The organism is Exiguobacterium sp. s11 (assembly GCF_018619015.1).
In the GTDB taxonomy this organism is placed as follows: Bacteria; Bacillota; Bacilli; order Exiguobacteriales; family Exiguobacteriaceae; genus Exiguobacterium_A; species Exiguobacterium_A indicum.
Genome location: NZ_JACSNF010000001.1, coordinates 539358 through 559856, shown reverse-complemented (window position 1 = coordinate 559856; position 20499 = coordinate 539358). Strand labels below are relative to the sequence as shown.

Sequence of the window (20499 nt, the reverse complement as noted above, 5' to 3'; positions counted from 1 at the left end):
TTTTTCATGTATCGTATGATCAGCAAGAAGTCCAGGAATATATGAACGAGGTGAAGGATATGACGATTCAATGGTTCCCCGGTCACATGGCCAAAGCACGTCGGGAAGTCACAGAAAAACTAAAGTTGATCGATGTGGTGATCGAACTCGTCGATGCCCGTCTTCCGATGTCGAGCCGTAACCCGATGGTCGAACAGATCACGGCAGGTAAGCCGCGACTGATTGTCCTCAACAAGGCGGATATGGCGGATAAACGAGTGACGGAGCAATGGATGCAGGCATTACGAGCAGATGGTGTTGATGTCGTTGCGGTTGACGCGAAGCACAATAAAGGATTGAATCAAATCCATGAGGGTGCTTTACGACTAATGAAAGAAAAACACGCACGGATGCGGGAGAAAGGGCGGAACCCAAGTGCAATCCGTGCCTTGATCATCGGCATTCCGAACGTCGGGAAATCGACGCTCATCAATCGACTTGCTGGCCGAAATATCGCTATCACGGGTGACCGTCCAGGTGTGACGAAACGCCAGCAGTGGATCAAGATGAAGACAGGTGAGATGGAATTACTTGATACACCAGGTATCCTCTGGCCGAAGTTCGACGATCAAGTCGTCGGATATCGGTTAGCAGCGACAGGAGCGATCAAGGATGACATCTTAAACATCGACGATATCGCGCTATTTGCCCTTCGTGAGCTAAAGACACGGTATCCGGAGCAGTTGCGTGAGCGCTATCGACTCGACGAAGTATCGGGAGAAGCGGTTGATGTACTTGAAGCAATCGGTAAAAAACGTGGTTTCGTCTCAGGTGGCTATGTCGATTTCGAGCGGACGAGCGAAATGCTCTTGCATGAACTACGAACGGAAAAGCTCGGTCGAGTGACGCTTGAAACGGTTGAAGAATGGGAAACGCATGCATAACGGACTTGGACATCTTTTGATGTCCAAGTTTTTTTCAAAGGAGCAGGATGTATGAAGATAGCAGAATTAAAAGAACGATTACAAAAAGCAACACTAGAAGAATTTATTCAGTTAAAGCAGGAACTGGCGTCAGATACGCGAAAAGGGGTGCATACACTGTTTCGTCAGACAGAACGACGATTTGCGCACGAAGAGCAGCAACGGATCGATTTCAAGGAACGACTCGCGTTTGAAGACGAGTATCGTCAGCAAGGATACGTTCGAATTGCAGGAGTGGACGAAGTCGGGCGAGGTCCACTAGCTGGTCCAGTCGTCGCAGCAGCGGTCATCTTACCAGACGGATTCTATCATCCAGGACTAACGGATTCAAAACAGATGAGTAAAGTACAGCGGCAAGCGGCACTGAAGCATTTGCAAGAAGTTGCTGAGATTGCGATCGGCATCATCGAACCGGCTGAAATCGACGAAATCAATATCTATCAGGCGTCGAAACGGGCGATGCAAGACGCAGTATACCAATTACGACCGGATGCCTTACTTGTCGATGCGATGACACTCGACGACGATACACCACAACTCTCTCTTATCAAAGGAGATGCGCGAAGTGTCTCCATTGCTGCTGCAAGTGTCGTTGCGAAAGAGACACGAGATGCGATGATGGAACAATATGCGATCAAATATCCGGGGTACGGATTTGAAACACACGCAGGTTACGGAACACCCATACATTTACAAGCGCTCGATACACTGGGCGTCACACCGATTCATCGAAAAACATTCCGCCCTGTCAAAGAACGCCTCTAGGAGGAAACGATCATGCAAATCGAACATCGTGCCTTATTACCATTTAAAATCATCGATCATGCGAACCTACCGTTACGGGAAGGCGCAAACATCGTCGGTAAAGTTTTAAAGCTGTTACCCGACGGATTAATGGAACTCCAAGTCGGTCAACGCGTCTTGACGGCAGGGACGACAGCTGAACTAAAAGAAGGGAACATGTATCGCTTTCAAGTCGTTTCAGCAGAGGGACAACCAGTTTTAAAAATCATCTCGACCGAGTCTGTTCCGCAAAAGTCGGCTCTCCCCCAGTTACTCGACTCCTTTTTACAACGCCAGACGGTACCGACTGCCGAAACACGGGAACTCCTAAGGCAAATTGGTCAACCGGTAACAGAAGGAGAAGCGAAGCAGTTAAAACACGCCCTTACCGAACTCGTTCAACTGGCAAAGGGTGACGAGACAGGTCGAACGCTTGATCGAAAGACGAGTGATCAGATTTTAGCGCAACAACTCGTCCAAGCAACGAACGAAGCAGGGAAAGGAGTCTATTTATTTCAATTACCTCAATTTGGACCATTCGAAAATGTTGATCTCATGATGGAAGCACCGTTCGAACGGACGTTTGATCCAAATCATGCCCGTGTCGTCTTGTATCTTCAATTACCGACGCTCGGTGAGGTCGCTGTCGACGTCTTGATCGCAGACCGGAATGTTTCGATTTCCGTCTTTCATCCAAATGCGCACGTCAATACGTTCATGCAAGCCTACACATCGCAAATTCAGACTCGTCTTGAGGAACAAGGCTATGCATTGACACGATTCGATTGGGTCGAACAGACGAAAGAGCGCGTACCGCATGATATCTCAACGCGTAACGGAAGGGTGGATCTTCATATATGAAAAAAGCAATAGCTCTATCATACGAAGAACAGATGCATGCCCCAAAAGTCGTTGCTAAGGGATCGGAACACATCGCAGAACGGATTTTAGAAGAGGCATTAAAACATGATATTCCGATCCGGCAGGACGAAACGTTGATGACGTTACTAGATGCTGTTCAAGTGTCAGAACAGATTCCGGAAGAATTATACGGTGTCATTGCCGAGTTATTTGCCTTTTTATATCGTCTCGATCAAGATGAAATTCTGAAAAAATAAAGCTTTCGGTCGATAACGATAGACAGCGCTTCCAATTTTAACTACAATGAAAGAGCCGAAACTAAAGGGGTTAAGGGGGATTTTTTCATGAATGTACATGAGTATCAGGCAAAAGAATTACTTCGTTCGTACGGTGTACCCGTACCGAACGGAATCGCAGCCTTCACCGTCGAAGAGGCGGTCGATGCATCAGAACAATTGTCAGGCCCGATTAAAGTCGTCAAAGCTCAAATTCACGCGGGGGGACGCGGTAAAGCAGGTGGCGTCAAGCTTGCGAAATCGCAAGAAGAAGTGAAAGAATATGCGACGGAGTTACTCGGCAAAACGCTCGTCACGCACCAAACAGGTCCAGAAGGAAAAGTCGTTCAACGTCTTCTCGTCGAAGAAGGTTGTGCGATTGACAAAGAATACTATCTTGGAATCGTACTTGATCGTGTGACAGGACGTGTCGTCATCATGGGATCAAGCGAAGGTGGTATGGACATCGAAGAGGTAGCGGAAGCGACACCAGAAAAAATCATCAAAGAAGTCGTCGATCCTGCAGTTGGTCTTCAAGGATTCCAAGCGCGTAAACTTGCGTTCGCAATGGGTGTTCCTGTGAAGCTCGTCAACAAGTTCGTCGGCATGGTCACGAAACTCTACAACTTCTTCGTCGACAAGGATTGTTCGATCGCAGAAATCAACCCACTCGTTACGACGAAGGATGGCGAAGTCCTCGCACTGGATGCGAAGTTGAACTTCGACTCAAATGCATTGTATCGTCATGCGGACATCGTGGCGTTACGTGATGAAACAGAAGAAGATCCACGCGAAGTCGAAGCATCAAAGAGTGATTTGAACTACATCGCACTCGATGGAAACATCGGTTGTCTCGTCAATGGTGCTGGTCTTGCCATGGCAACGATGGATATCATCAAACACTTCAGTGGTGATCCTGCGAACTTCCTCGATGTCGGTGGTGGTGCGACGAAGGAAAAAGTAACAGAAGCCTTCAAACTGATCTTATCGGATGAGAACGTCAAAGGGATTTTCGTCAACATCTTCGGTGGAATCATGAAATGTGACGTCATCGCAGAAGGTATCGTTGCGGCGACAAAAGAAGTCGGTCTCGAATTGCCACTCGTCGTTCGTCTTGAAGGTACGAACGTTGATGCAGGGAAACAAATTCTCAAAGATTCAGGTCTAGCGATTACAGCAGCTACATCAATGGCAGACGGCGCAGAAAAAATCGCTGCGCTCGTGAAGTAAGGGGGAGCTAAAGATGAGTATTTGGGTGAACGAATCGACGAAAGTCATTATTCAAGGGATTACTGGTAACCAAGGGATGTTCCACGGTGAACAGATGATCGACTACGGCACAAAACTCGTAGGCGGTGTCACACCAGGAAAAGGCGGTACGGAAGTACTCGGTGGTGTTCCTGTCTTTGATACGGTCGCACAAGCGGTCGAAAAAACGGGTGCGAACGCATCGATCATCTACGTACCACCAGCATTCGCAGCGGATGCAATCATGGAAGCAGCAGATGCGAACATCGCGTTGATCATCTGTATCACGGAAGGTATTCCAGTTCTTGATATGGTCAAAGTAAAACGTTACCTCGAAGGCAAACCAGTTCGTCTCATCGGACCGAACTGCCCGGGCGTTATCACTCCAGGTGTCGCGAAACTTGGTATCATGCCAGGATACATCCATACACCAGGTCATGTCGGTATCGTCTCACGTTCTGGGACTTTGACGTATGAAGCTGTCCATCAATTGACGACTGCTGGTATCGGTCAATCGACAGCTGTTGGTATCGGGGGCGACCCGGTCAATGGAACGGACTTCATCGATACGCTCAAAGCATTCAACGAAGATCCAGAAACAAAAGCCGTCATCATGTTAGGGGAAATCGGTGGAACAGCTGAAGAAGAAGCGGCTGAGTGGGTCAAAGCGAACATGACGAAACCAGTCATTGGTTTCATCGGTGGTCAAACAGCTCCTGCCGGCAAACGGATGGGTCACGCAGGTGCGATCATCTCTGGCGGTAAAGGAACAGCTGCTGAAAAAATCAAGACACTCCGTGCAAACGGAATCGAAGTGGCAGAAACACCAGCTGTCATTGGTGAGACGTTAATCCGTGTCATCAAAGAAGCAGGGATCTATGACGAGTGCGTGACGAACAGCACAGTCAAATAAATCAAAAAAAGAAGCTGTCCTGAACAAATCAGGACGGCTTTCTTCTATATAAATAAGAAGCTTAAATAAGGAGCGCTGATCTCATGAAACGTGAACTGTATGTCCGCTTCGCCATGTGTCAGGTACCGTACACGATCGTCCGATTGATTGAGCAATTCGGAATCGTTCCCAGTCATGAATTACCCGTTTCGACGCGTCTTCGAAAACGGTATGAACAAGCATTACAGCTTGATTGGATCGAAGAGTCGATTCTAGTCAAAGGAGATCCACTGTTTCCGACTGTGTTACTGACGATCCCTCAACCGGTCTATGCCCTCTTTTACCGCGGTGATCCGTCCCGCCTAACACTTCCACGCGTCAGTATCATCGGTAGTCGAACCCCCTCACCGCACCATCTTTCCCGTATGCGTTTCTTGCAACCCTTCTTTCATCCAGATCTCGCCACCGTTTCCGGAGGTGCCTATGGTATCGATGCCCTCGTCCATCGCTTGTCCTTAAAACATCAGCAGACAACGATCGCGGTTCTCGCAGGAGGACTTGATCGTCTATATCCTACTTCCCATGCTACTCTTTTTGAACGTATCTTCTCACACGGTCTTCTTCTCTCTGAATATCCACTCGGAACTCCTATTCAAAAATTTCAATTTCTAGAACGGAATCGAATCATTGCTGGATTGTCTTCATCATTGATCATCGTCGAAGCGGCGAAACGAAGCGGTACGATGAATACTGCCAGTCACGCGCTTGACCAAGGAAAAGATGTCTATTGTTTGCCGGGTTGTCCAACTGAATCGTTCTTTTCCGGAACGAATCAATTGATCGCAGAAGGAGCGATTCCACTCCTTGATCCGGAAGAAGTTTCAAAAAGTATTCGGCTGAACGTTGACAAATGGGAATCGAGACTACTATGATAAGTGAGATTAAAATACGAGTACGCCTCTAATAGGGAGCGATTGCAATGGCAAAATATCTAGTAATCGTCGAGTCACCCGCTAAGGCAAAAACCATTAAACGTTATCTCGGATCCAACTATACCGTGAAAGCGTCGATGGGGCACGTCATTGACTTGCCGAAAAGCCAAATGGGAGTCGACGTCGAACATGACTATGAACCGAAATATATCACGATCCGTGGTAAAGGTCCGGTCTTAAAAGAACTCAAGACAGCTGCGAAAAAAGCACAAAAAATCTATCTCGCAGCCGACCCCGACCGTGAAGGGGAAGCGATCGCATGGCATTTAGCTAAAGCATTAGGCGTTGATGAATCAACGGAGTGCCGCGTCGTCTTCAATGAAATCACGAAAGATGCCATCAAGGATTCGTTCAAGCGACCACGCAAGCTCAACTATGATCTTGTCGATGCGCAGCAAGCCCGTCGTATCTTGGACCGCCTTGTCGGTTACAGCATGAGTCCGTTATTATGGAAGAAGATTAAAAAAGGGTTATCTGCGGGACGCGTTCAATCCGTTGCCGTCAAGATGATCATCGATCGTGAACAAGAAATCAATGCGTTCATGCCTGAAGAATACTGGACGATCAAACTCGAACTCGATGCAAACGGTGAAAAGCTCGAAGCGAACTTCTACGGAGTCGATGGCAAGAAGCGTGAACTTCATTCGCAAGAAGAAGTCGATCAAATCTTGAATCAACTCTCAGAAGACTTCACAGTTGATTCCGTCACGAAAAAAGAGCGGAAACGGAATCCGGCGTTACCGTTTACGACGAGTTCTTTGCAACAGGAAGCAGCACGTAAGCTGAACTTCCGAGCGAAGAAGACGATGATGATTGCACAACAGCTATACGAAGGAATCGAAATTGGAAAAGAAGGTACAGTCGGTTTAATCACGTATATGCGTACCGATTCGACACGGACGTCAGATTCGGCGAACCTCGAAGCACACGGGTTCATTGAGCAGGCGTACGGAAAAGAATACATCGCAAGCGAGAAACGTAAAGAAAAGAAATCAGCGAACTCACAAGATGCACACGAAGCGGTTCGTCCGACTTCAACGATGCGCGAGCCGCAACTCGTCAAATCGTATTTATCGCGTGATCAGTTCCGCTTATACAAACTAATTTGGGAACGATTCGTCGCAAGCCAGATGGCACCGGCGATTCTCGATACCGTCAAGATTGATCTCGTATCAAATGATGTCACATTCCGTGCGAACGGGTCGACCGTTAAATTCCCGGGCTTCATGAAGGTCTACATCGAAGATACGGACGATGAGGCGGTTTCAGACGTCAAGGAAGGACTACTTCCTCCACTCGATGAAGGGGAAGAGTTGAAACAATCAGCAATCGAACCGAAACAACACTTCACACAACCACCACCACGGTATACGGAAGCACGTCTTGTCCGGGCGATGGAAGAGCTCGGTATCGGTCGTCCGTCGACGTATGCGCCGACGCTCGATACGATTCAAAAACGGGGTTACGTGACGCTTGAAGAGAAGAAATTCTTACCAACGGAACTCGGTGAACTCGTCATCGATATGATCAGCGACTATTTCCAAGAGTTCATCACTGTCCAGTTCACGGCAGACATGGAAGCTTTACTCGATGCGATCGAAAAAGGTGACATGCAGTGGACGGAAGTCGTCGATCCAATCTATAAGTCCTTTGCAAAGCGTCTGACACGAGCAGAAGCAGAAATCGAGAAGATTGAAATCAAAGATGAACCGGCTGGAGAAGATTGTGAAGTCTGTGGTCACCCGATGGTCATCAAGATGGGACGTTATGGCAAGTTCATGGCGTGCTCGAACTTCCCAGAGTGTCGTAATACGAAACCGATCCAAGTCGAGATCGGTGTGAAGTGTCCGACATGTGGAACGGGCGACATCGTCGAACGTCGTAGTAAAAAAGGACGTTTGTTCTACGGTTGTTCGAACTATCCGGAGTGTGAGTTCGTCTCATGGGATAAACCGGTCGAAGAACCATGTCCGGTATGTAGTAGTATGATGGTACAAAAGAAAATCAAGAACGGTGTGAAAGTAGAATGTACATCTTGTGGACATCATGAAACACGCATCGATCAGGAGCAAGAGGAGGAATGACCGTTGAAACGTGTAACGGTAATCGGCGCGGGACTTGCAGGTTCTGAAGCAGCATGGCAACTTGCAAAACGCGGCGTTCAAGTAGATTTATATGAAATGCGGCCTGTCAAACAGACACCCGCGCACCATACAGACCAATTCGCTGAACTCGTCTGTTCGAACTCACTTCGAGCGAACCAGTTAACGAACGCAGTTGGTGTCTTAAAGGAAGAGATGCGTCAGCTCGATTCCTTGATCATGAAAGCAGCAGACTTAGCGAGCGTTCCAGCAGGTGGAGCACTTGCTGTCGATCGGCACGACTTCGCAGGATATGTGACGGAAACGTTGAAAAACCACCCGAACGTTACCGTCCATCATGAAGAAATCGAAGCGATTCCAGATGGTCCGACGATCGTCGCGACGGGTCCGTTGACGAGTGCGGCATTATCGGAATCACTTAAACAATTCACAGGTGAAGATTACCTATACTTCTTCGATGCAGCGGCACCGATTCTCGATGGAGACACGATCGATCGTGAGAAGGTTTACCTGAAATCACGATATGATAAAGGCGAAGCTGCCTACTTGAATTGTCCAATGACGGAAGAAGAATTCCAGCTCTTCTATGATGAGCTGATCAATGCGGAAGTCGTTCCATTGAAGGAATTTGAAAAAGAGATTTACTTCGAGGGCTGTATGCCATTTGAAGTTCTCGCTTCACGCGGACCGAAAACACTCTTGTTTGGACCGATGAAGCCAGTTGGACTTGAAGATCCGAAGACAGGCAAACGACCATATGCTGTCGTTCAATTGCGTCAGGATAACTCAGCTGGAACATTGTTCAACCTTGTCGGCTTCCAGACACATTTGAAATGGGGCGAACAAAAGCGGATCATTCGCTTGATTCCTGGTCTTGAGAATGCAGAAATCGTCCGTTATGGTGTCATGCACCGTAACACGTTCGTCAACTCACCGAATTTATTGAAACCAACGTATCAGACACGTACACGTGACGACTTGTTCTTTGCTGGTCAAATGACAGGTGTCGAAGGGTACGTCGAGTCAGCAGCGTCCGGTTTGACGGCAGGAATCAATGCGGCACGTCTCGTCAATGAGGCGGAACCGGTTACGTTCCCGCAGGAAACGATGATGGGTGCGATGTCGCATTATATCACGACGACGGAAGGGAAGAACTTCCAGCCAATGAATGCCAACTTCGGATTGGTACCAGCACTCGTCGGTCATCCGGTTCGGATGAAAAAACCTGAGAAGTATGCGCTCTACGCAGAGCGAGCACTTGAAGCAATCAAAGATTTCACGGATATGTGATTTTTGATGGGGAGAAAGGCGTGATTTAGCGCTCTTTCTCCCCATTTCTTAATTTGTCATAAAAGCGTGATAATTTCGTTAATTTTTCGGTTTTTGGTCTATTGTCAGACTACTTGGTCTGTGCTATGCTAAGGGCGATTCGAGAATGAAATGGTCAGAAGGGGGCGCATTCATGGGGATAGACACTGCTTTTGAGCGACTGCTAGAAGATTTCATGCGGTATGTTCATATTGAACGTCAATTATCTCCGAATACAGGTCGCTCTTATGATCAAACACTTCGACAATACGCCGCTTTTTGCCGCGATCATCAGTTACGATCGATTGAATTGGCAAGTGCACGGCGTTATTTGTATGCTCTTTACGATCAGGAGCTGGCGCGGGCGACGATTGCACAAAAAGTTTCCTGCCTCAAACAATTTGGTCGTTTTTTGACACGTGACACCGATGAGCCTAATCCCTTCGATGGATTAAAAGCACCAAAACGACAACAAGGACTTCCGACATTCCTCGTCCCAACGGAATATGAACGTTTCCTCGATGTCTTTCGATCGAGTGATACGCTTGGCAACCGGAATGTGGCGTTAGTAGAACTTTTATATGCGACGGGTATGCGGGTCAGCGAGGTCGTTCAACTGGATCTTCGTGATCTCGCGACTGATCACTCCTACGTCCATGTGTATGGAAAAGGTGGGAAGGAACGCATCGCACCGATCGGAACCTTTGCTAAAGATGCATTAGAACTGTACTTACCATCACGAGATCCAGTCGCAGGTCATGAGCAAGCGTTGTTCTTGTCTCATTCAGGGCGTCGATTGACGACGGATGCGATTCGGAAAATCATGAAAAAAGGGGAACAACTCGTTGGGAAACATGTGACACCACATGCGCTTCGTCATAGTTTCGCGACAGATTTACTGGAAAGAGGCGCCGATTTGCGAGCGGTCCAGGAGTTACTTGGACACGCATCGCTGTCGACGACCGGTCAGTATACACACGTAACGACGGAACGATTACGACATGTTTATCAACAAGCACATCCTCGTGCCTAAGGGAGGAAACATTGATGTTTCATGCAACGACGATTTTTGCGATTCAACATAACGGACAATCCGCGATGAGCGGAGACGGACAGGTGACTTTCGGAAACCAAGTCATCATGAAGAAAAGTGCGAAAAAAGTACGGCGCCTCTATGGTGGCAAAGTCATTGCCGGATTTGCTGGAAGTGTCGCGGACGCGTTCACACTCTTTGAAAAATTCGAAGCGAAGCTTGAAATGTATAACGGGAACTTACAACGGGCAGCAGTTGAGCTGGCGAAGGAATGGCGAGGCGATAAGATGTTGCGTCAACTTGAAGCACTCTTACTTGTCATGGATGGAACACATCTCTTACTTGTATCCGGAAACGGGGAAGTCATCGAACCGGATGACGGCATTCTCGCAATCGGTTCAGGTGGTAATTATGCGCTTGCAGCAGGTCGCGCGTTAGCTCGACATGCAAGTCATCTCACAGCAGAGGAGATCGCCCGCGCAGCGCTTGAGACGGCTGGTGAACTCTGTGTCTTTACGAACGATCAAATCATCCTAGAAACGATCGGAGGCAATGACCATGCATGAATTGACGCCAAGACAAATCGTCGAGAAGTTAAATGAACATGTCATCGGACAAGCGGATGCTAAACGTGCGGTGGCGATTGCTTTACGTAATCGGTACCGTCGACAATTACTCGATGCATCGATGCGGGATGAAGTCACACCGAAGAATATCCTGATGATCGGACCGACCGGAGTCGGAAAGACTGAAATTGCGCGACGCCTCGCGAAACTCGTCCGTGCGCCGTTCGTCAAAATCGAAGCGACGAAGTTCACGGAAGTAGGGTACGTCGGTCGTGATGTGGAGTCAATGGTGCGGGATCTTGTGGAAGCGTCTCTACGTCTTGTCAAAGATGAGAAAAAAGAAGCGCTCAAAGATCGAGCGGAAGCAGTGGCGAACGAACGAATCGTCGATGCGTTATCTGGTAAAAAAGCGTCATCTGGTCTCGGTGGTGGAACGAATCCGTTTGAGATGTTGTTTGGAGGGAACCAGAAGCAACAAGAGCCGGATACATCGGAAGCGACAGCCGACCGTTCGTTACTTCGTCAGCAATTACTGACAGGGCAACTTGAGGATCGCATGATTGAGGTCGATGTTGAAGAACGCCAAGTGGATTTATTCTCTGGGCAACAAGGCATGGAGGGGCTCGCGAATCTTCAGGATATGCTCGGACAAGTCATGCCGAAGAAAACGAAGAAGCGTCAGCTCACAGTCAAGGAAGCACGACCAATCCTGACGGCGGAAGAAGCGGAGCGGTTGCTCGACTTGAACGAAGTCCATGACGAAGCGGTTCGTCGCGCAGAACAGATGGGGATCATCTTCGTCGATGAGATCGATAAGATCGCGACAAAAGGACATGATTCAGCTGGTGTTTCACGAGAGGGTGTTCAACGAGACATCTTACCGATCGTTGAAGGATCGACGATCGTTACGAAATATGGTCCAGTCAAGACGGATCACATCTTGTTCATCGCTGCGGGTGCATTCCATATGGCAAAACCATCTGATCTGATTCCTGAACTCCAAGGTCGTTTCCCAATTCGTGTCGAACTCGATAGTTTGACAGAAGATGACTTTGTTAAGATTTTAACTGAACCGAATCAAGCATTACTCAAACAATATAAAGCATTATTAGGGGCAGAGCACGTTCATGTCACCTTTACAGAAGAAGCCATTCGTGAAATCGCGCGGATTGCTGCACAGGTAAACGATGAGACGGATAATATTGGAGCACGACGCTTGTATACGATCATGGAGCGCGTCCTTGAAGAATTATCCTTCGAAGCAGCAGACATGCCGGAGACGGATGTGACGATCACGCCACAATACGTGACGGAACGAGTTGGAAAAGTAGCAGATGATCGAGACTTAAGTCAGTTCATCTTATAAAGTGGAGGAAGAAAAAATGAATTTATTGGCGAAAACGCGGAAGCTGAATACGATGTTACAACAAGAAGCGAGCACACATGTTGATTTCAAGGTCATGGCTGATCGACTCAGCGAAGTCATGGAATCGAACACATTCATCGTAAGTCGGCGCGGTAAGTTACTAGGTATCGCAATCAAGCAACAAATCGAAAATGACCGGGTCCGTGGTTTCTTAGAAGAACGTCAATTCCCGGAAGATTACACGAAAAAGTTATTTAACGTCACGGAAACGACAGCAAACATTGCCATCGATAGTGAACATACGGCATTCCCAGTCGACAACCGTGATACGTTCGAAACGTCGAAAACGACGATCGTACCGATCATCGGTGGTGGCGAACGCCTTGGTACGCTGGTTCTCGGTCGTATGGTGGAAGACTTCAACGAAGAAGACCTCGTGCTTGCAGAGTATGGTGCGACAGTCGTCGGGATGGAAATCCTTCGTGAGAAGGCACATGAGGCGGAAGATAAAGCACGGAAGAAAGCGGTCGTTCAGATGGCGATCAATTCGTTGTCTTATTCAGAACTTGAAGCGATTGAACATATCTTCGAGGAGCTGGAAGGAAATGAAGGACTACTCGTCGCTTCCAAGATTGCCGATCGCGTCGGTATCACGCGTTCTGTCATTGTCAACGCACTGCGTAAACTCGAAAGTGCAGGCGTCATCGAGTCGCGTTCACTTGGAATGAAAGGAACTTACATTAAAATTTTGAACGACAATTTCCTTTATGAGTTAGAGCGTATTAAATCGAACTAAAAAAATAATGAGATACAGCGTATTTTTCGTTAATCGTTTTTAACGTCTGTATTAGATAAGCGATTCTTCTTCAATGTGAGAAGAATCGCTTTTTTTTGTTAAAGACGATTTCTTACAAACATCCATCAGGTGATAGAAGAAGCAATGCAGATCCATTCTTCTTTAAATGGTTATCGTAGAGTATCAATGAAAAATACCAAGAAAAGGGGTGGATAAAAAAGTTAAAAGAGAAGGAACTATTTTTATATTTATTCAAAGAAATTACAATTTGGTGTTTTTTTCATTCTGTATTAGATGTATAATCAATTCTGTTGCTCATGAATGAAATATTTTAAATCTTAGTTTAGACATTTTCTGTAAATCATAAATTAGTCCATTTTTATTAATTAAACTTTTTTCTATTCGTAGATGCATAGGTAATATTTATCATTTTTGAACAAAATGTTAATTAAAGGTGAAAAATGAACATCTCATTACCCTTTTTTTAAAATTTATCCTTTTCAAACATTGACCTATTTGTTTCAATTATTTCAGATATGTTACTAATGACTTACTAGTTTTAATATTCTTCAATTCCAAACTATTCATACATGGAGGGCGGATAAATGGATTGGTTAGGTTCCGATTATTCTTTACTCACTAAAGCAGTCAATCGTACTGTAGATTCTCAAAAAGTAATATCTAAAAATATTGCGAATGTTGATACACCTGGATACAAAGCACAACGTTTAGTGTTTTCGGATGTACTAGACTCTCAAATGAAAATGAGTCTAAAGCGTCATGCTCAAATTGATGCGCAAGGTTCGATCGTTGAGCAATCGACTTCTATGCGTAACGATGGAAATGGTGTCGATATTGATTTTGAGATGTCTGAATTATCACGCAATCAAATCGAGTATGAGGCATTAGTAGAACAGCTGAATCGGAAATTTTCAGGAATCCAATCAGTAATTAGAGGAGGCAGATAAAAGTGAGTATGTTCGGTGGATTTCATACTTCTGCATCAGGGTTAACTGCACAACGTCTCCGGCTTGATACGGTTTCAGCAAATATTGCAAATGCTCAAACGACACGGGGAGAACTTGTAGATGGTCAATGGCAACCCTACGCTCGTAAATTAGCAGTGCTTAAGGAAACGGCTAACGGTGTAACGGTTAGCGAACTTCGAAAAGATGAAGAGCCTTTTAAATTAGAATACAACCCAAGTCATCCGGATGCAGACGAGCTTGGATACGTCAAAATGCCGAATGTCGACATTTTAAAAGAAATGGTCGATATGATGGGCGCGACACGATCTTATGAAGCAAACGTGACAGCTCTTAACGCGACGAAAGCAATGCTTGTTAAAGCGATGGAGATCGGTAAGTAAGAATGAAGGGATGATGAATGACCATGGCAATTCAAGCAATTCAGGGATTACAACCCATTCTTCAAAATCAAATGACTCCTAAAACAACACCAAGTGACTTTAGCGAAGTGTTAAGTCAAGCAATGAATGGATTAAATGCGACACAAAGCGCTTCATCTCAAGCACGAGTAGATTTGGCGACGGGAAAGTCAACAGATTTACATAATATTATGATTAAAACAGAAGAAGCATCTCTCTCTATGCAACTCGCCATTGAGGTCCGTAATAAGGGCATCGAAGCATACCAAGAAATGATGCGTATGCAACTGTGAATGTTAAGGAAAGCGTGGGAGATGTTGAATGAACGAAGGATTAAAAGCAAGATGGAACACCATTAATACAACGTGGAAATCATGGTCACTCGCTAAAAAGGCGATGATTCTTGGAAGTATTATCGTCGTTTTAGCAGCGTTGATCGTCGCTATTCTCTGGTTATCTAAACCAACGATGACACCCCTTTATTCAAAATTATCACCACAAGAAGCCGGACAAGTGACGGAAAAACTAAACGAGGACGGTATTCAGTCTGAAGTTGTTAGTGAAGCTAATGGCGTGACCATTCTTGTTCCAGAGGCGAATGTTGAGAATTTGAAAGTCGAATTAGCAACAGCTGGTATTCCAAAGTCTGGTCAAATTGATTATTCCTTCTTTAGTGAAAACGCGGGTTTCGGAACGACGGATAAAGAAATGAACATCTTGGAACGCGACACGATGCAGACGGAACTCGAAAACTTGATTACACAAGTCAATGGAATCGAGTCAGCTAAAGTCATGATTACGCTCCCAGAAAAGAGTGTCTTTTTATCGGATGAGAAAGAATCTTCAACAGTATCGGTCGTATTGACCTCTAGCGCAGGTAGTAACTTGAATAATCAAACGGTTCAAGGTCTGTATCATTTGATTGCTAAAAGTATTCCAAATCTTAAAGAAGAAAACATTACGATCATGGATCAGTACTTCACGTACTATGAACCGGGCAATGCGACGCAAACAGCAGGTGGAACAGATCCGATGGCACTTAAAAAAGCAACAGAGAACGATTTACGGAAACAGATTCAACAAATGCTTTCTGTTGTTCTTGGACCGCAAAAAGCACTCGTATCGGTCACAGCGGACGTAGATGTTACGAAACGTCAGGAAGAACAAAAATTAGTAGAGCCAGTAGATCCAGATAAAATCGAAGGAATCGTCACATCTGCTGAAAAAGTAGCTGAAGCATACACTGGTGCAGCGAATCAAGGAACTGCTGGGACTGGCGAAAATGAAACAATCAATTTCCCGACAGGAAATGGTGAAGCTGGAGATACGAGTGAAAAAACACACGATATTATTAACTATGAAGTAAATCGAATCACGAAACAGATTTCTGGGGCACCATATGAAATTCGTGACTTAGGTATTCAAATCATAGTAGAACCACCAAAGGGTCAGACACAAATTGATCCGCAGTTACAAACGGACTTACAGACGATGATGTATTCTATCATTCGTACGTCCATTACAAAACAAGATGCTAAAACGACGTTAACAGATGCGGAACTGACAAATAAAGTAGTTGTCATGTCTCGACCATTTGCTAACACGACAACTAAACAGACCGCTACTTCAGAAACAATTCCGATGTGGGTTTGGTTTGCATTAGGTGCAGCAGCTTTAGTCATCATAGGCATGATTTTCTTCATGGTTCGTAAACGTAAAAAAGAAGAAGAGGAAAGCTTAGAGGAATGGACACCGATCGAAACAGAAATCCCTGAGTTATCGACTGAAGATAATAGCAATGAAGCACAAAAACGAAAACAACTAGAAAAATTAGCAGCGTCAAATCCAGACGAATTTGCAAAACTGCTTAGAACTTGGTTAGCGGAGGATTGATCCTATGAAGAAATTAGAGATGAATAGTCGTGAAAAGGCTGCCGTCCTAATGATTTCATTAGGTCCAGAAGTCGCGGCGAACGTATATAAGCATCTAAGTGAAGAAGAGATGGAATGGTTGACGTTACAAATCTCAAGCATGAAACGAATTGACCCTGAAGATAAAGCAGGTGTTCTGGATGAATTTCATGATTTAGCAATGGCACAGAACTATATCACGCAAGGTGGTATCGGTTTTGCGAAATCCGTATTAGAAAAAGCTGTTGGTGAAGAAAAGGCGATGGAATTGATTCATCGCCTCACATCAACACTTCAAGTACGTCCTTTCGAGTTTGCACGAAAAGCAGATTCAAAACAATTATTGAATTTTATTCAAAATGAACATCCGCAAACGATTGCTCTAGTCCTTGCTCATTTGGATCCAGCGAAGTCAGGACAAATCCTTTCTGAACTTCCGGCAGAGGCACAGTCGGATGTAGCGAGACGAATTGCTACGATGGATCGAATGAATCCGGAAATCATTAGTGAAGTTGAGTTGATTTTAGAACGTAACCTGTCTCAAGCAGGAATGCAAGACTATGCTCAGTCAGGCGGGATTGAAGCAGTGGTTCAAGTGTTGAATGGAGTTGACCGAACGACAGAACGAACGATTTTGGATACGCTTGAAATTCAAGATCCTGAACTCGCTGAGGAAATTAAAAAGCGGATGTTCGTATTTGAGGATATTGTCACATTGGATGCACGTGCAATTCAACGTATCATTCGTGAAGTTTCAAATGAGGATCTTCTTTTAGCATTGAAAGTATCATCTGATGATGTCAAAGACATGGTGTATCGAAATATGTCTCAGCGGATGGTCGAGTCGTTCAAAGAAGATATGGAGTTCATGGGTCCTGTTCGATTACGCGATGTCGAAGAAGCACAAAGTCGAATTGTCGGTATCATTCGTCGTTTAGAAGATATGGGTGAGATCGTCGTCGCACGCGGTGGAGGAGATGATATCGTTGTCTAACGTCATTAAGCGGCAGAGTGTCTTGTCTAAATCGCAGCGTTTGATTCATCAGCCAGTAGCATCGTCTGAAAACGTTGATCATGACAGTAATCTCGTTACGATTTCCTATGAAGAAGAATGGTTAGAACGTCAGAATCAATTGACACTTTTAGAAAAGCGTTTGATGGAAGAACACGAATCAAGACTAGCGCAATTGGAAGAAGAAAAATTAAGAACGCTCGAGGCGGCAACGCTGCAAGGGTATGAAGCAGGGTTTGTTGAAGGACAATCAAGCGGCTTCGCAACATATGATAAGGCAATGTCTGACTTAAATGCGTTAAGTGAGAAATTAGAGCAACGTTTTCAAGAGAAACTTATGATGATGGAACATGATCTATGTGTAGCTGCTCTTCAAACGACACATTTATTTCTAGAAAATCTATTAGATTCCGATGAAGAGACATTGTATAAGATGATTCATAAACTATTGATTCAGTTTAGAGATCGCGAGAAATTATTTGTCTATGCATCACCTCAAGATTTTGAACGCTTAGTCATGATGGAAGATAAGATCCAATCTATTCTCGGAGCGACAGTCAGTGTCCAACTCCGGTTAGATCCAGAATTGTCACCACGTGATTTTAGAATCGATTCTGAAAATGGAGCGATTACGGGTGGGTTACACTCCAGTTTTAAACATCTTGAGAAAAAGATTTTTGAGGTGTTGACGGATGTATAAAGTTCAACATTTGCAAGAAGCGATTCAAGACATTAAATTTGATGATCTGCTGCGACATTCAGGTAAAGTGGTCCAAGTTATTGGTTTGATGATCGAATCGAGAGGACCTACTGCTGTATCAATAGGAGAACGCTGTTTTATTCAATTGAACGCACACCATGAAATTGAAGCAGAGGTCGTTGGCTTTAAAGAGGGGCATGTTCTACTTATGCCTTATGGTGAAACGACAGCAATCGCTCCAGGGTCCATCGTTGTTGCTTCAGGTAAACCGTTACACGTTCCTGTAGGCGAAGAGTTGATAGGTCAAGTGTTAGATGGACTAGGCAGACCATTAGACGGTGAAAACCTAGAGCATTTAAAAACAACATCCATTGTTAGAAAGCCACCAAGTCCGCTTAGTCGCCCACGTATTAGCGAAGTACTCTCAACTGGGATACGAGCAATTGATACGTTATTAACAGTAGGTGAAGGACAGCGTGTTGGGTTATTTGCAGGATCAGGCGTCGGAAAGTCCACACTTTTAGGAATGATTGCGAAACGGTCAACAGCGGATATCAACGTGATTGCTTTAATTGGAGAGCGTGGACGTGAAGTCAAAGAGTTTATCGAAGCGGAGTTAGGTGAGGAAGGGATGAGTCGGTCGATCATCGTTGTAGCAACGAGTGATCAATCGCCCCTTGTACGACTTAAAGGTGCTTACACTGCAACAGCGATTGCTGAGTACTTTCGGGATCAAGGGAAAAATGTCGTCCTGATGATGGACTCCGTTACACGATTTGCAATGGCACAACGTGAAATCGGACTAGCGACAGGTGAACCTCCCGCTTCAAAAGGATATACACCAAGTGTCTTTGCGCTACTCCCACAACTTTTGGAGCGAAGCGGTAAGACTGAAAAAGGCTCGATCACAGCATTCTATACCGTCTTGGTTGATGGGGATGATATGAATGAACCGATTGCAGATGCTGTACGCGGAATTTTGGATGGTCACTTTGTACTGGATCGGAATTTAGCGAACAAAGGACAATATCCTGCGATTCATGTATTACGCTCCATCAGTCGTGTCATGAATCAAATCACTTCAGAAGAGCATAAACAAAAGGCCATCGTTTTTCGTCAGCTTCTCTCTACTTATTTAGATGCGGAAGATTTGATTAACATTGGAGCGTATAAAAGCGGAACAAATCCAGAAATCGATCGGGCCATTCAAATCTATCCACAACTCATCGAATTTCTAAAACAGTCTGTCCATGAAGTGAGTGACTTAGATGCCGCAATTGAAAGACTATTTCAGATTATTCCATAAGGGGAGCGGACATGCGAACGATATATGAACGAATCATTCCGCTCGCTGAAGCGGAAAAGGATCGAGTCTCAAAAGAAACAGCTGAAAAAAAGATGCGTTATGAAGAGGAAATGCAGAAGCTGTATCAACTGTTGGTCCGGTACGAAACGTTTTTGAAAGAACAGGATCAAATCGGACGGATTGAGTTGGTTGATTCACAATATCGTGAAAGAGCCAGGGATGTAGTGAAGCAACAAATCGAGAGACAACAGTTGTTCGTCACGCAAGCTAAGAACGTTTATGAAAAAGCGCAATTGGCATTAAAAGAAGCCATGATCGAAGAAAAAAAATTCACCAAACTACAAGAAAATCATTTTATTGAAGTACGACGAGAACTTGCAATAGTAGAACAAAATCAACTAGATGAGCTATCTCTTCTACATTTTAAAAGAGGTCAAACGATATGAGTGAACAAAAGACGTCAAAGCAGTGGATATTACCATTAGTGATCATCCCGTTTATCATCATCTTGCTGACAGCATACTTCGTGTTGAATTATGCGAACGGAAGACCATTATTATCTTTACCGTTCGATACAGAAAAAACAGCAAAATCTACTGCTACCTCTAATGACCAAGAGTTGGTCAAACGTTTAAAAGTAGCAAACAACGAAATTAAGAAATTACGCAATGAAAAAGAAGAACAAAAGCAAACGTTGCAAGTGAAAGAACAAGAAATCACGAAACTAATCTCAGAACGGGATCAGTTAAAAAAAGCATCAGCTCCTGCTGCTTCAACTACTTCTACGAGTGAGAAGAAAACTAAGAAAACACCAGTATCTGATGTATATGCAGAAATGTCACCTAAAGAAGCAGCATTAATCTTTAATGAGCTCAGCCCAACTGAAGTGGTTTCGATCATTGAAAACATCGATGCAGAACAGCAAGCTGCAATCATTGCCAAAATGGATGCCAAAAAAGCAGCAGCATTAACTCAATTATTAGCTTCGGAATAGAGGTG

22 protein-coding genes are annotated in these 20499 nt (G+C 45.0%); all 22 read left to right on the top strand.

Annotated elements, in window-relative coordinates; genetic code table 11:
• The first annotated feature begins 59 nt into the window (after positions 1-59).
• The 22 genes from ylqF to KNQ12_RS03120 all read left to right on the top strand — a co-directional run bounded on the left by ylqF (position 60) and on the right by KNQ12_RS03120 (position 20494).
• Positions 60-923: a ribosome biogenesis GTPase YlqF gene (gene ylqF, locus KNQ12_RS03225; RefSeq protein ID WP_035396901.1), complete on the top strand. Its 864-nt coding sequence runs from the start codon at positions 60-62 to the stop codon at positions 921-923.
• A 51-nt stretch (positions 924-974) separates the two neighbouring features.
• Positions 975-1727, top strand: coding sequence for a ribonuclease HII (locus KNQ12_RS03220; RefSeq protein WP_214746327.1), 753 nt, complete (start codon positions 975-977; stop codon positions 1725-1727).
• A 12-nt stretch (positions 1728-1739) separates the two neighbouring features.
• Complete coding sequence (locus KNQ12_RS03215) at positions 1740-2606, top strand: flagellar hook-length control protein FliK (RefSeq protein ID WP_214746324.1); 867 nt, start codon at positions 1740-1742, stop codon at positions 2604-2606.
• Positions 2603-2863 carry an EscU/YscU/HrcU family type III secretion system export apparatus switch protein gene (locus KNQ12_RS03210; RefSeq protein ID WP_023468733.1) on the top strand — a complete coding sequence of 87 codons (261 nt, stop codon included), beginning with the start codon at positions 2603-2605 and terminating at the stop codon, positions 2861-2863. Before KNQ12_RS03215 ends, KNQ12_RS03210 begins: the two co-directional genes overlap by 4 nt.
• A gap of 87 nt (positions 2864-2950) precedes the next feature.
• Positions 2951-4111 carry an ADP-forming succinate--CoA ligase subunit beta gene (gene sucC, locus KNQ12_RS03205; RefSeq protein ID WP_023468732.1) on the top strand — a complete coding sequence of 387 codons (1161 nt, stop codon included), beginning with the start codon at positions 2951-2953 and terminating at the stop codon, positions 4109-4111.
• A 13-nt stretch (positions 4112-4124) separates the two neighbouring features.
• On the top strand, positions 4125-5042 hold the full coding sequence (gene sucD, locus KNQ12_RS03200; RefSeq protein ID WP_214746321.1) for a succinate--CoA ligase subunit alpha: 918 nt from the start codon (positions 4125-4127) through the stop codon (positions 5040-5042).
• Positions 5043-5125: 83 nt separating this feature from the next.
• Entirely contained in the window at positions 5126-5953 is an 828-nt protein-coding gene (gene dprA, locus KNQ12_RS03195) for a DNA-processing protein DprA (RefSeq protein WP_214746318.1), read from the top strand.
• Between the two features lie 47 nt (positions 5954-6000).
• Positions 6001-8097, top strand: coding sequence for a type I DNA topoisomerase (gene topA / locus KNQ12_RS03190; protein ID WP_029342082.1), 2097 nt, complete (start codon positions 6001-6003; stop codon positions 8095-8097).
• 3 nt (positions 8098-8100) lie between these two features.
• Complete coding sequence (trmFO, locus tag KNQ12_RS03185; RefSeq protein ID WP_023468729.1) at positions 8101-9405, top strand: FADH(2)-oxidizing methylenetetrahydrofolate--tRNA-(uracil(54)-C(5))-methyltransferase TrmFO; 1305 nt, start codon at positions 8101-8103, stop codon at positions 9403-9405.
• Between the two features lie 172 nt (positions 9406-9577).
• Positions 9578-10456 (top strand): tyrosine recombinase XerC, encoded by an 879-nt coding sequence (locus KNQ12_RS03180; protein WP_214746315.1) that lies wholly within the window; start codon positions 9578-9580, stop codon positions 10454-10456.
• Positions 10457-10470: 14 nt separating this feature from the next.
• Positions 10471-11022: an ATP-dependent protease subunit HslV gene (hslV, locus tag KNQ12_RS03175; RefSeq protein ID WP_023468727.1), complete on the top strand. Its 552-nt coding sequence runs from the start codon at positions 10471-10473 to the stop codon at positions 11020-11022.
• The gene (hslU, locus tag KNQ12_RS03170) at positions 11015-12388 is read left to right on the top strand and encodes an ATP-dependent protease ATPase subunit HslU (protein WP_023468726.1); all 1374 of its coding nucleotides are present in this window, start codon (positions 11015-11017) and stop codon (positions 12386-12388) included. The genes hslV and hslU overlap by 8 nt, the downstream gene beginning before the upstream one ends.
• 16 nt (positions 12389-12404) lie before the next feature.
• Positions 12405-13184, top strand: a complete 780-nt coding sequence (codY, locus tag KNQ12_RS03165; RefSeq protein ID WP_023468725.1) for a GTP-sensing pleiotropic transcriptional regulator CodY — start codon at positions 12405-12407, stop codon at positions 13182-13184.
• A gap of 605 nt (positions 13185-13789) precedes the next feature.
• Positions 13790-14152, top strand: coding sequence for a flagellar basal body rod protein FlgB (gene flgB / locus KNQ12_RS03160; RefSeq protein WP_023468724.1), 363 nt, complete (start codon positions 13790-13792; stop codon positions 14150-14152).
• A 2-nt stretch (positions 14153-14154) separates the two neighbouring features.
• Positions 14155-14553, top strand: coding sequence for a flagellar basal body rod protein FlgC (flgC, locus tag KNQ12_RS03155; protein WP_023468723.1), 399 nt, complete (start codon positions 14155-14157; stop codon positions 14551-14553).
• A 23-nt stretch (positions 14554-14576) separates the two neighbouring features.
• The gene (gene fliE / locus KNQ12_RS03150) at positions 14577-14864 is read left to right on the top strand and encodes a flagellar hook-basal body complex protein FliE (protein WP_035396905.1); all 288 of its coding nucleotides are present in this window, start codon (positions 14577-14579) and stop codon (positions 14862-14864) included.
• Positions 14865-14892: 28 nt separating this feature from the next.
• The gene (gene fliF, locus KNQ12_RS03145) at positions 14893-16464 is read left to right on the top strand and encodes a flagellar basal-body MS-ring/collar protein FliF (protein ID WP_023468721.1); all 1572 of its coding nucleotides are present in this window, start codon (positions 14893-14895) and stop codon (positions 16462-16464) included.
• A 4-nt stretch (positions 16465-16468) separates the two neighbouring features.
• Positions 16469-17476 carry a flagellar motor switch protein FliG gene (gene fliG, locus KNQ12_RS03140; protein WP_023468720.1) on the top strand — a complete coding sequence of 336 codons (1008 nt, stop codon included), beginning with the start codon at positions 16469-16471 and terminating at the stop codon, positions 17474-17476.
• Complete coding sequence (locus tag KNQ12_RS03135; RefSeq protein ID WP_023468719.1) at positions 17469-18194, top strand: FliH/SctL family protein; 726 nt, start codon at positions 17469-17471, stop codon at positions 18192-18194. Before fliG ends, KNQ12_RS03135 begins: the two co-directional genes overlap by 8 nt.
• Positions 18187-19500: a flagellar protein export ATPase FliI gene (fliI, locus tag KNQ12_RS03130; RefSeq protein WP_035396772.1), complete on the top strand. Its 1314-nt coding sequence runs from the start codon at positions 18187-18189 to the stop codon at positions 19498-19500. Before KNQ12_RS03135 ends, fliI begins: the two co-directional genes overlap by 8 nt.
• An 11-nt stretch (positions 19501-19511) precedes the next feature.
• Complete coding sequence (locus KNQ12_RS03125; protein ID WP_023468717.1) at positions 19512-19946, top strand: flagellar export protein FliJ; 435 nt, start codon at positions 19512-19514, stop codon at positions 19944-19946.
• A complete protein-coding gene (locus tag KNQ12_RS03120) occupies positions 19943-20494 on the top strand; it encodes a MotE family protein (RefSeq protein ID WP_214746312.1) in 552 nt (183 codons plus the stop codon). The genes KNQ12_RS03125 and KNQ12_RS03120 overlap by 4 nt, the downstream gene beginning before the upstream one ends.
• Positions 20495-20499 lie beyond the last annotated feature (5 nt).

Coding starts and splice junctions, on each gene's coding strand:
- ylqF (WP_035396901.1), top strand. CDS start 60: ATGACGATTCAATGGTTCCCCGGTCACATGGCCAAAGCACGTCGGGAA.
- KNQ12_RS03220 (WP_214746327.1), top strand. CDS start 975: ATGAAGATAGCAGAATTAAAAGAACGATTACAAAAAGCAACACTAGAA.
- KNQ12_RS03215 (WP_214746324.1), top strand. CDS start 1,740: ATGCAAATCGAACATCGTGCCTTATTACCATTTAAAATCATCGATCAT.
- KNQ12_RS03210 (WP_023468733.1), top strand. CDS start 2,603: ATGAAAAAAGCAATAGCTCTATCATACGAAGAACAGATGCATGCCCCA.
- sucC (WP_023468732.1), top strand. CDS start 2,951: ATGAATGTACATGAGTATCAGGCAAAAGAATTACTTCGTTCGTACGGT.
- sucD (WP_214746321.1), top strand. CDS start 4,125: ATGAGTATTTGGGTGAACGAATCGACGAAAGTCATTATTCAAGGGATT.
- dprA (WP_214746318.1), top strand. CDS start 5,126: ATGAAACGTGAACTGTATGTCCGCTTCGCCATGTGTCAGGTACCGTAC.
- topA (WP_029342082.1), top strand. CDS start 6,001: ATGGCAAAATATCTAGTAATCGTCGAGTCACCCGCTAAGGCAAAAACC.
- KNQ12_RS03180 (WP_214746315.1), top strand. CDS start 9,578: ATGGGGATAGACACTGCTTTTGAGCGACTGCTAGAAGATTTCATGCGG.
- hslV (WP_023468727.1), top strand. CDS start 10,471: ATGTTTCATGCAACGACGATTTTTGCGATTCAACATAACGGACAATCC.
- hslU (WP_023468726.1), top strand. CDS start 11,015: ATGCATGAATTGACGCCAAGACAAATCGTCGAGAAGTTAAATGAACAT.
- codY (WP_023468725.1), top strand. CDS start 12,405: ATGAATTTATTGGCGAAAACGCGGAAGCTGAATACGATGTTACAACAA.
- flgB (WP_023468724.1), top strand. CDS start 13,790: ATGGATTGGTTAGGTTCCGATTATTCTTTACTCACTAAAGCAGTCAAT.
- fliE (WP_035396905.1), top strand. CDS start 14,577: ATGGCAATTCAAGCAATTCAGGGATTACAACCCATTCTTCAAAATCAA.
- fliF (WP_023468721.1), top strand. CDS start 14,893: ATGAACGAAGGATTAAAAGCAAGATGGAACACCATTAATACAACGTGG.
- fliG (WP_023468720.1), top strand. CDS start 16,469: ATGAAGAAATTAGAGATGAATAGTCGTGAAAAGGCTGCCGTCCTAATG.
- fliI (WP_035396772.1), top strand. CDS start 18,187: ATGTATAAAGTTCAACATTTGCAAGAAGCGATTCAAGACATTAAATTT.
- KNQ12_RS03125 (WP_023468717.1), top strand. CDS start 19,512: ATGCGAACGATATATGAACGAATCATTCCGCTCGCTGAAGCGGAAAAG.
- KNQ12_RS03120 (WP_214746312.1), top strand. CDS start 19,943: ATGAGTGAACAAAAGACGTCAAAGCAGTGGATATTACCATTAGTGATC.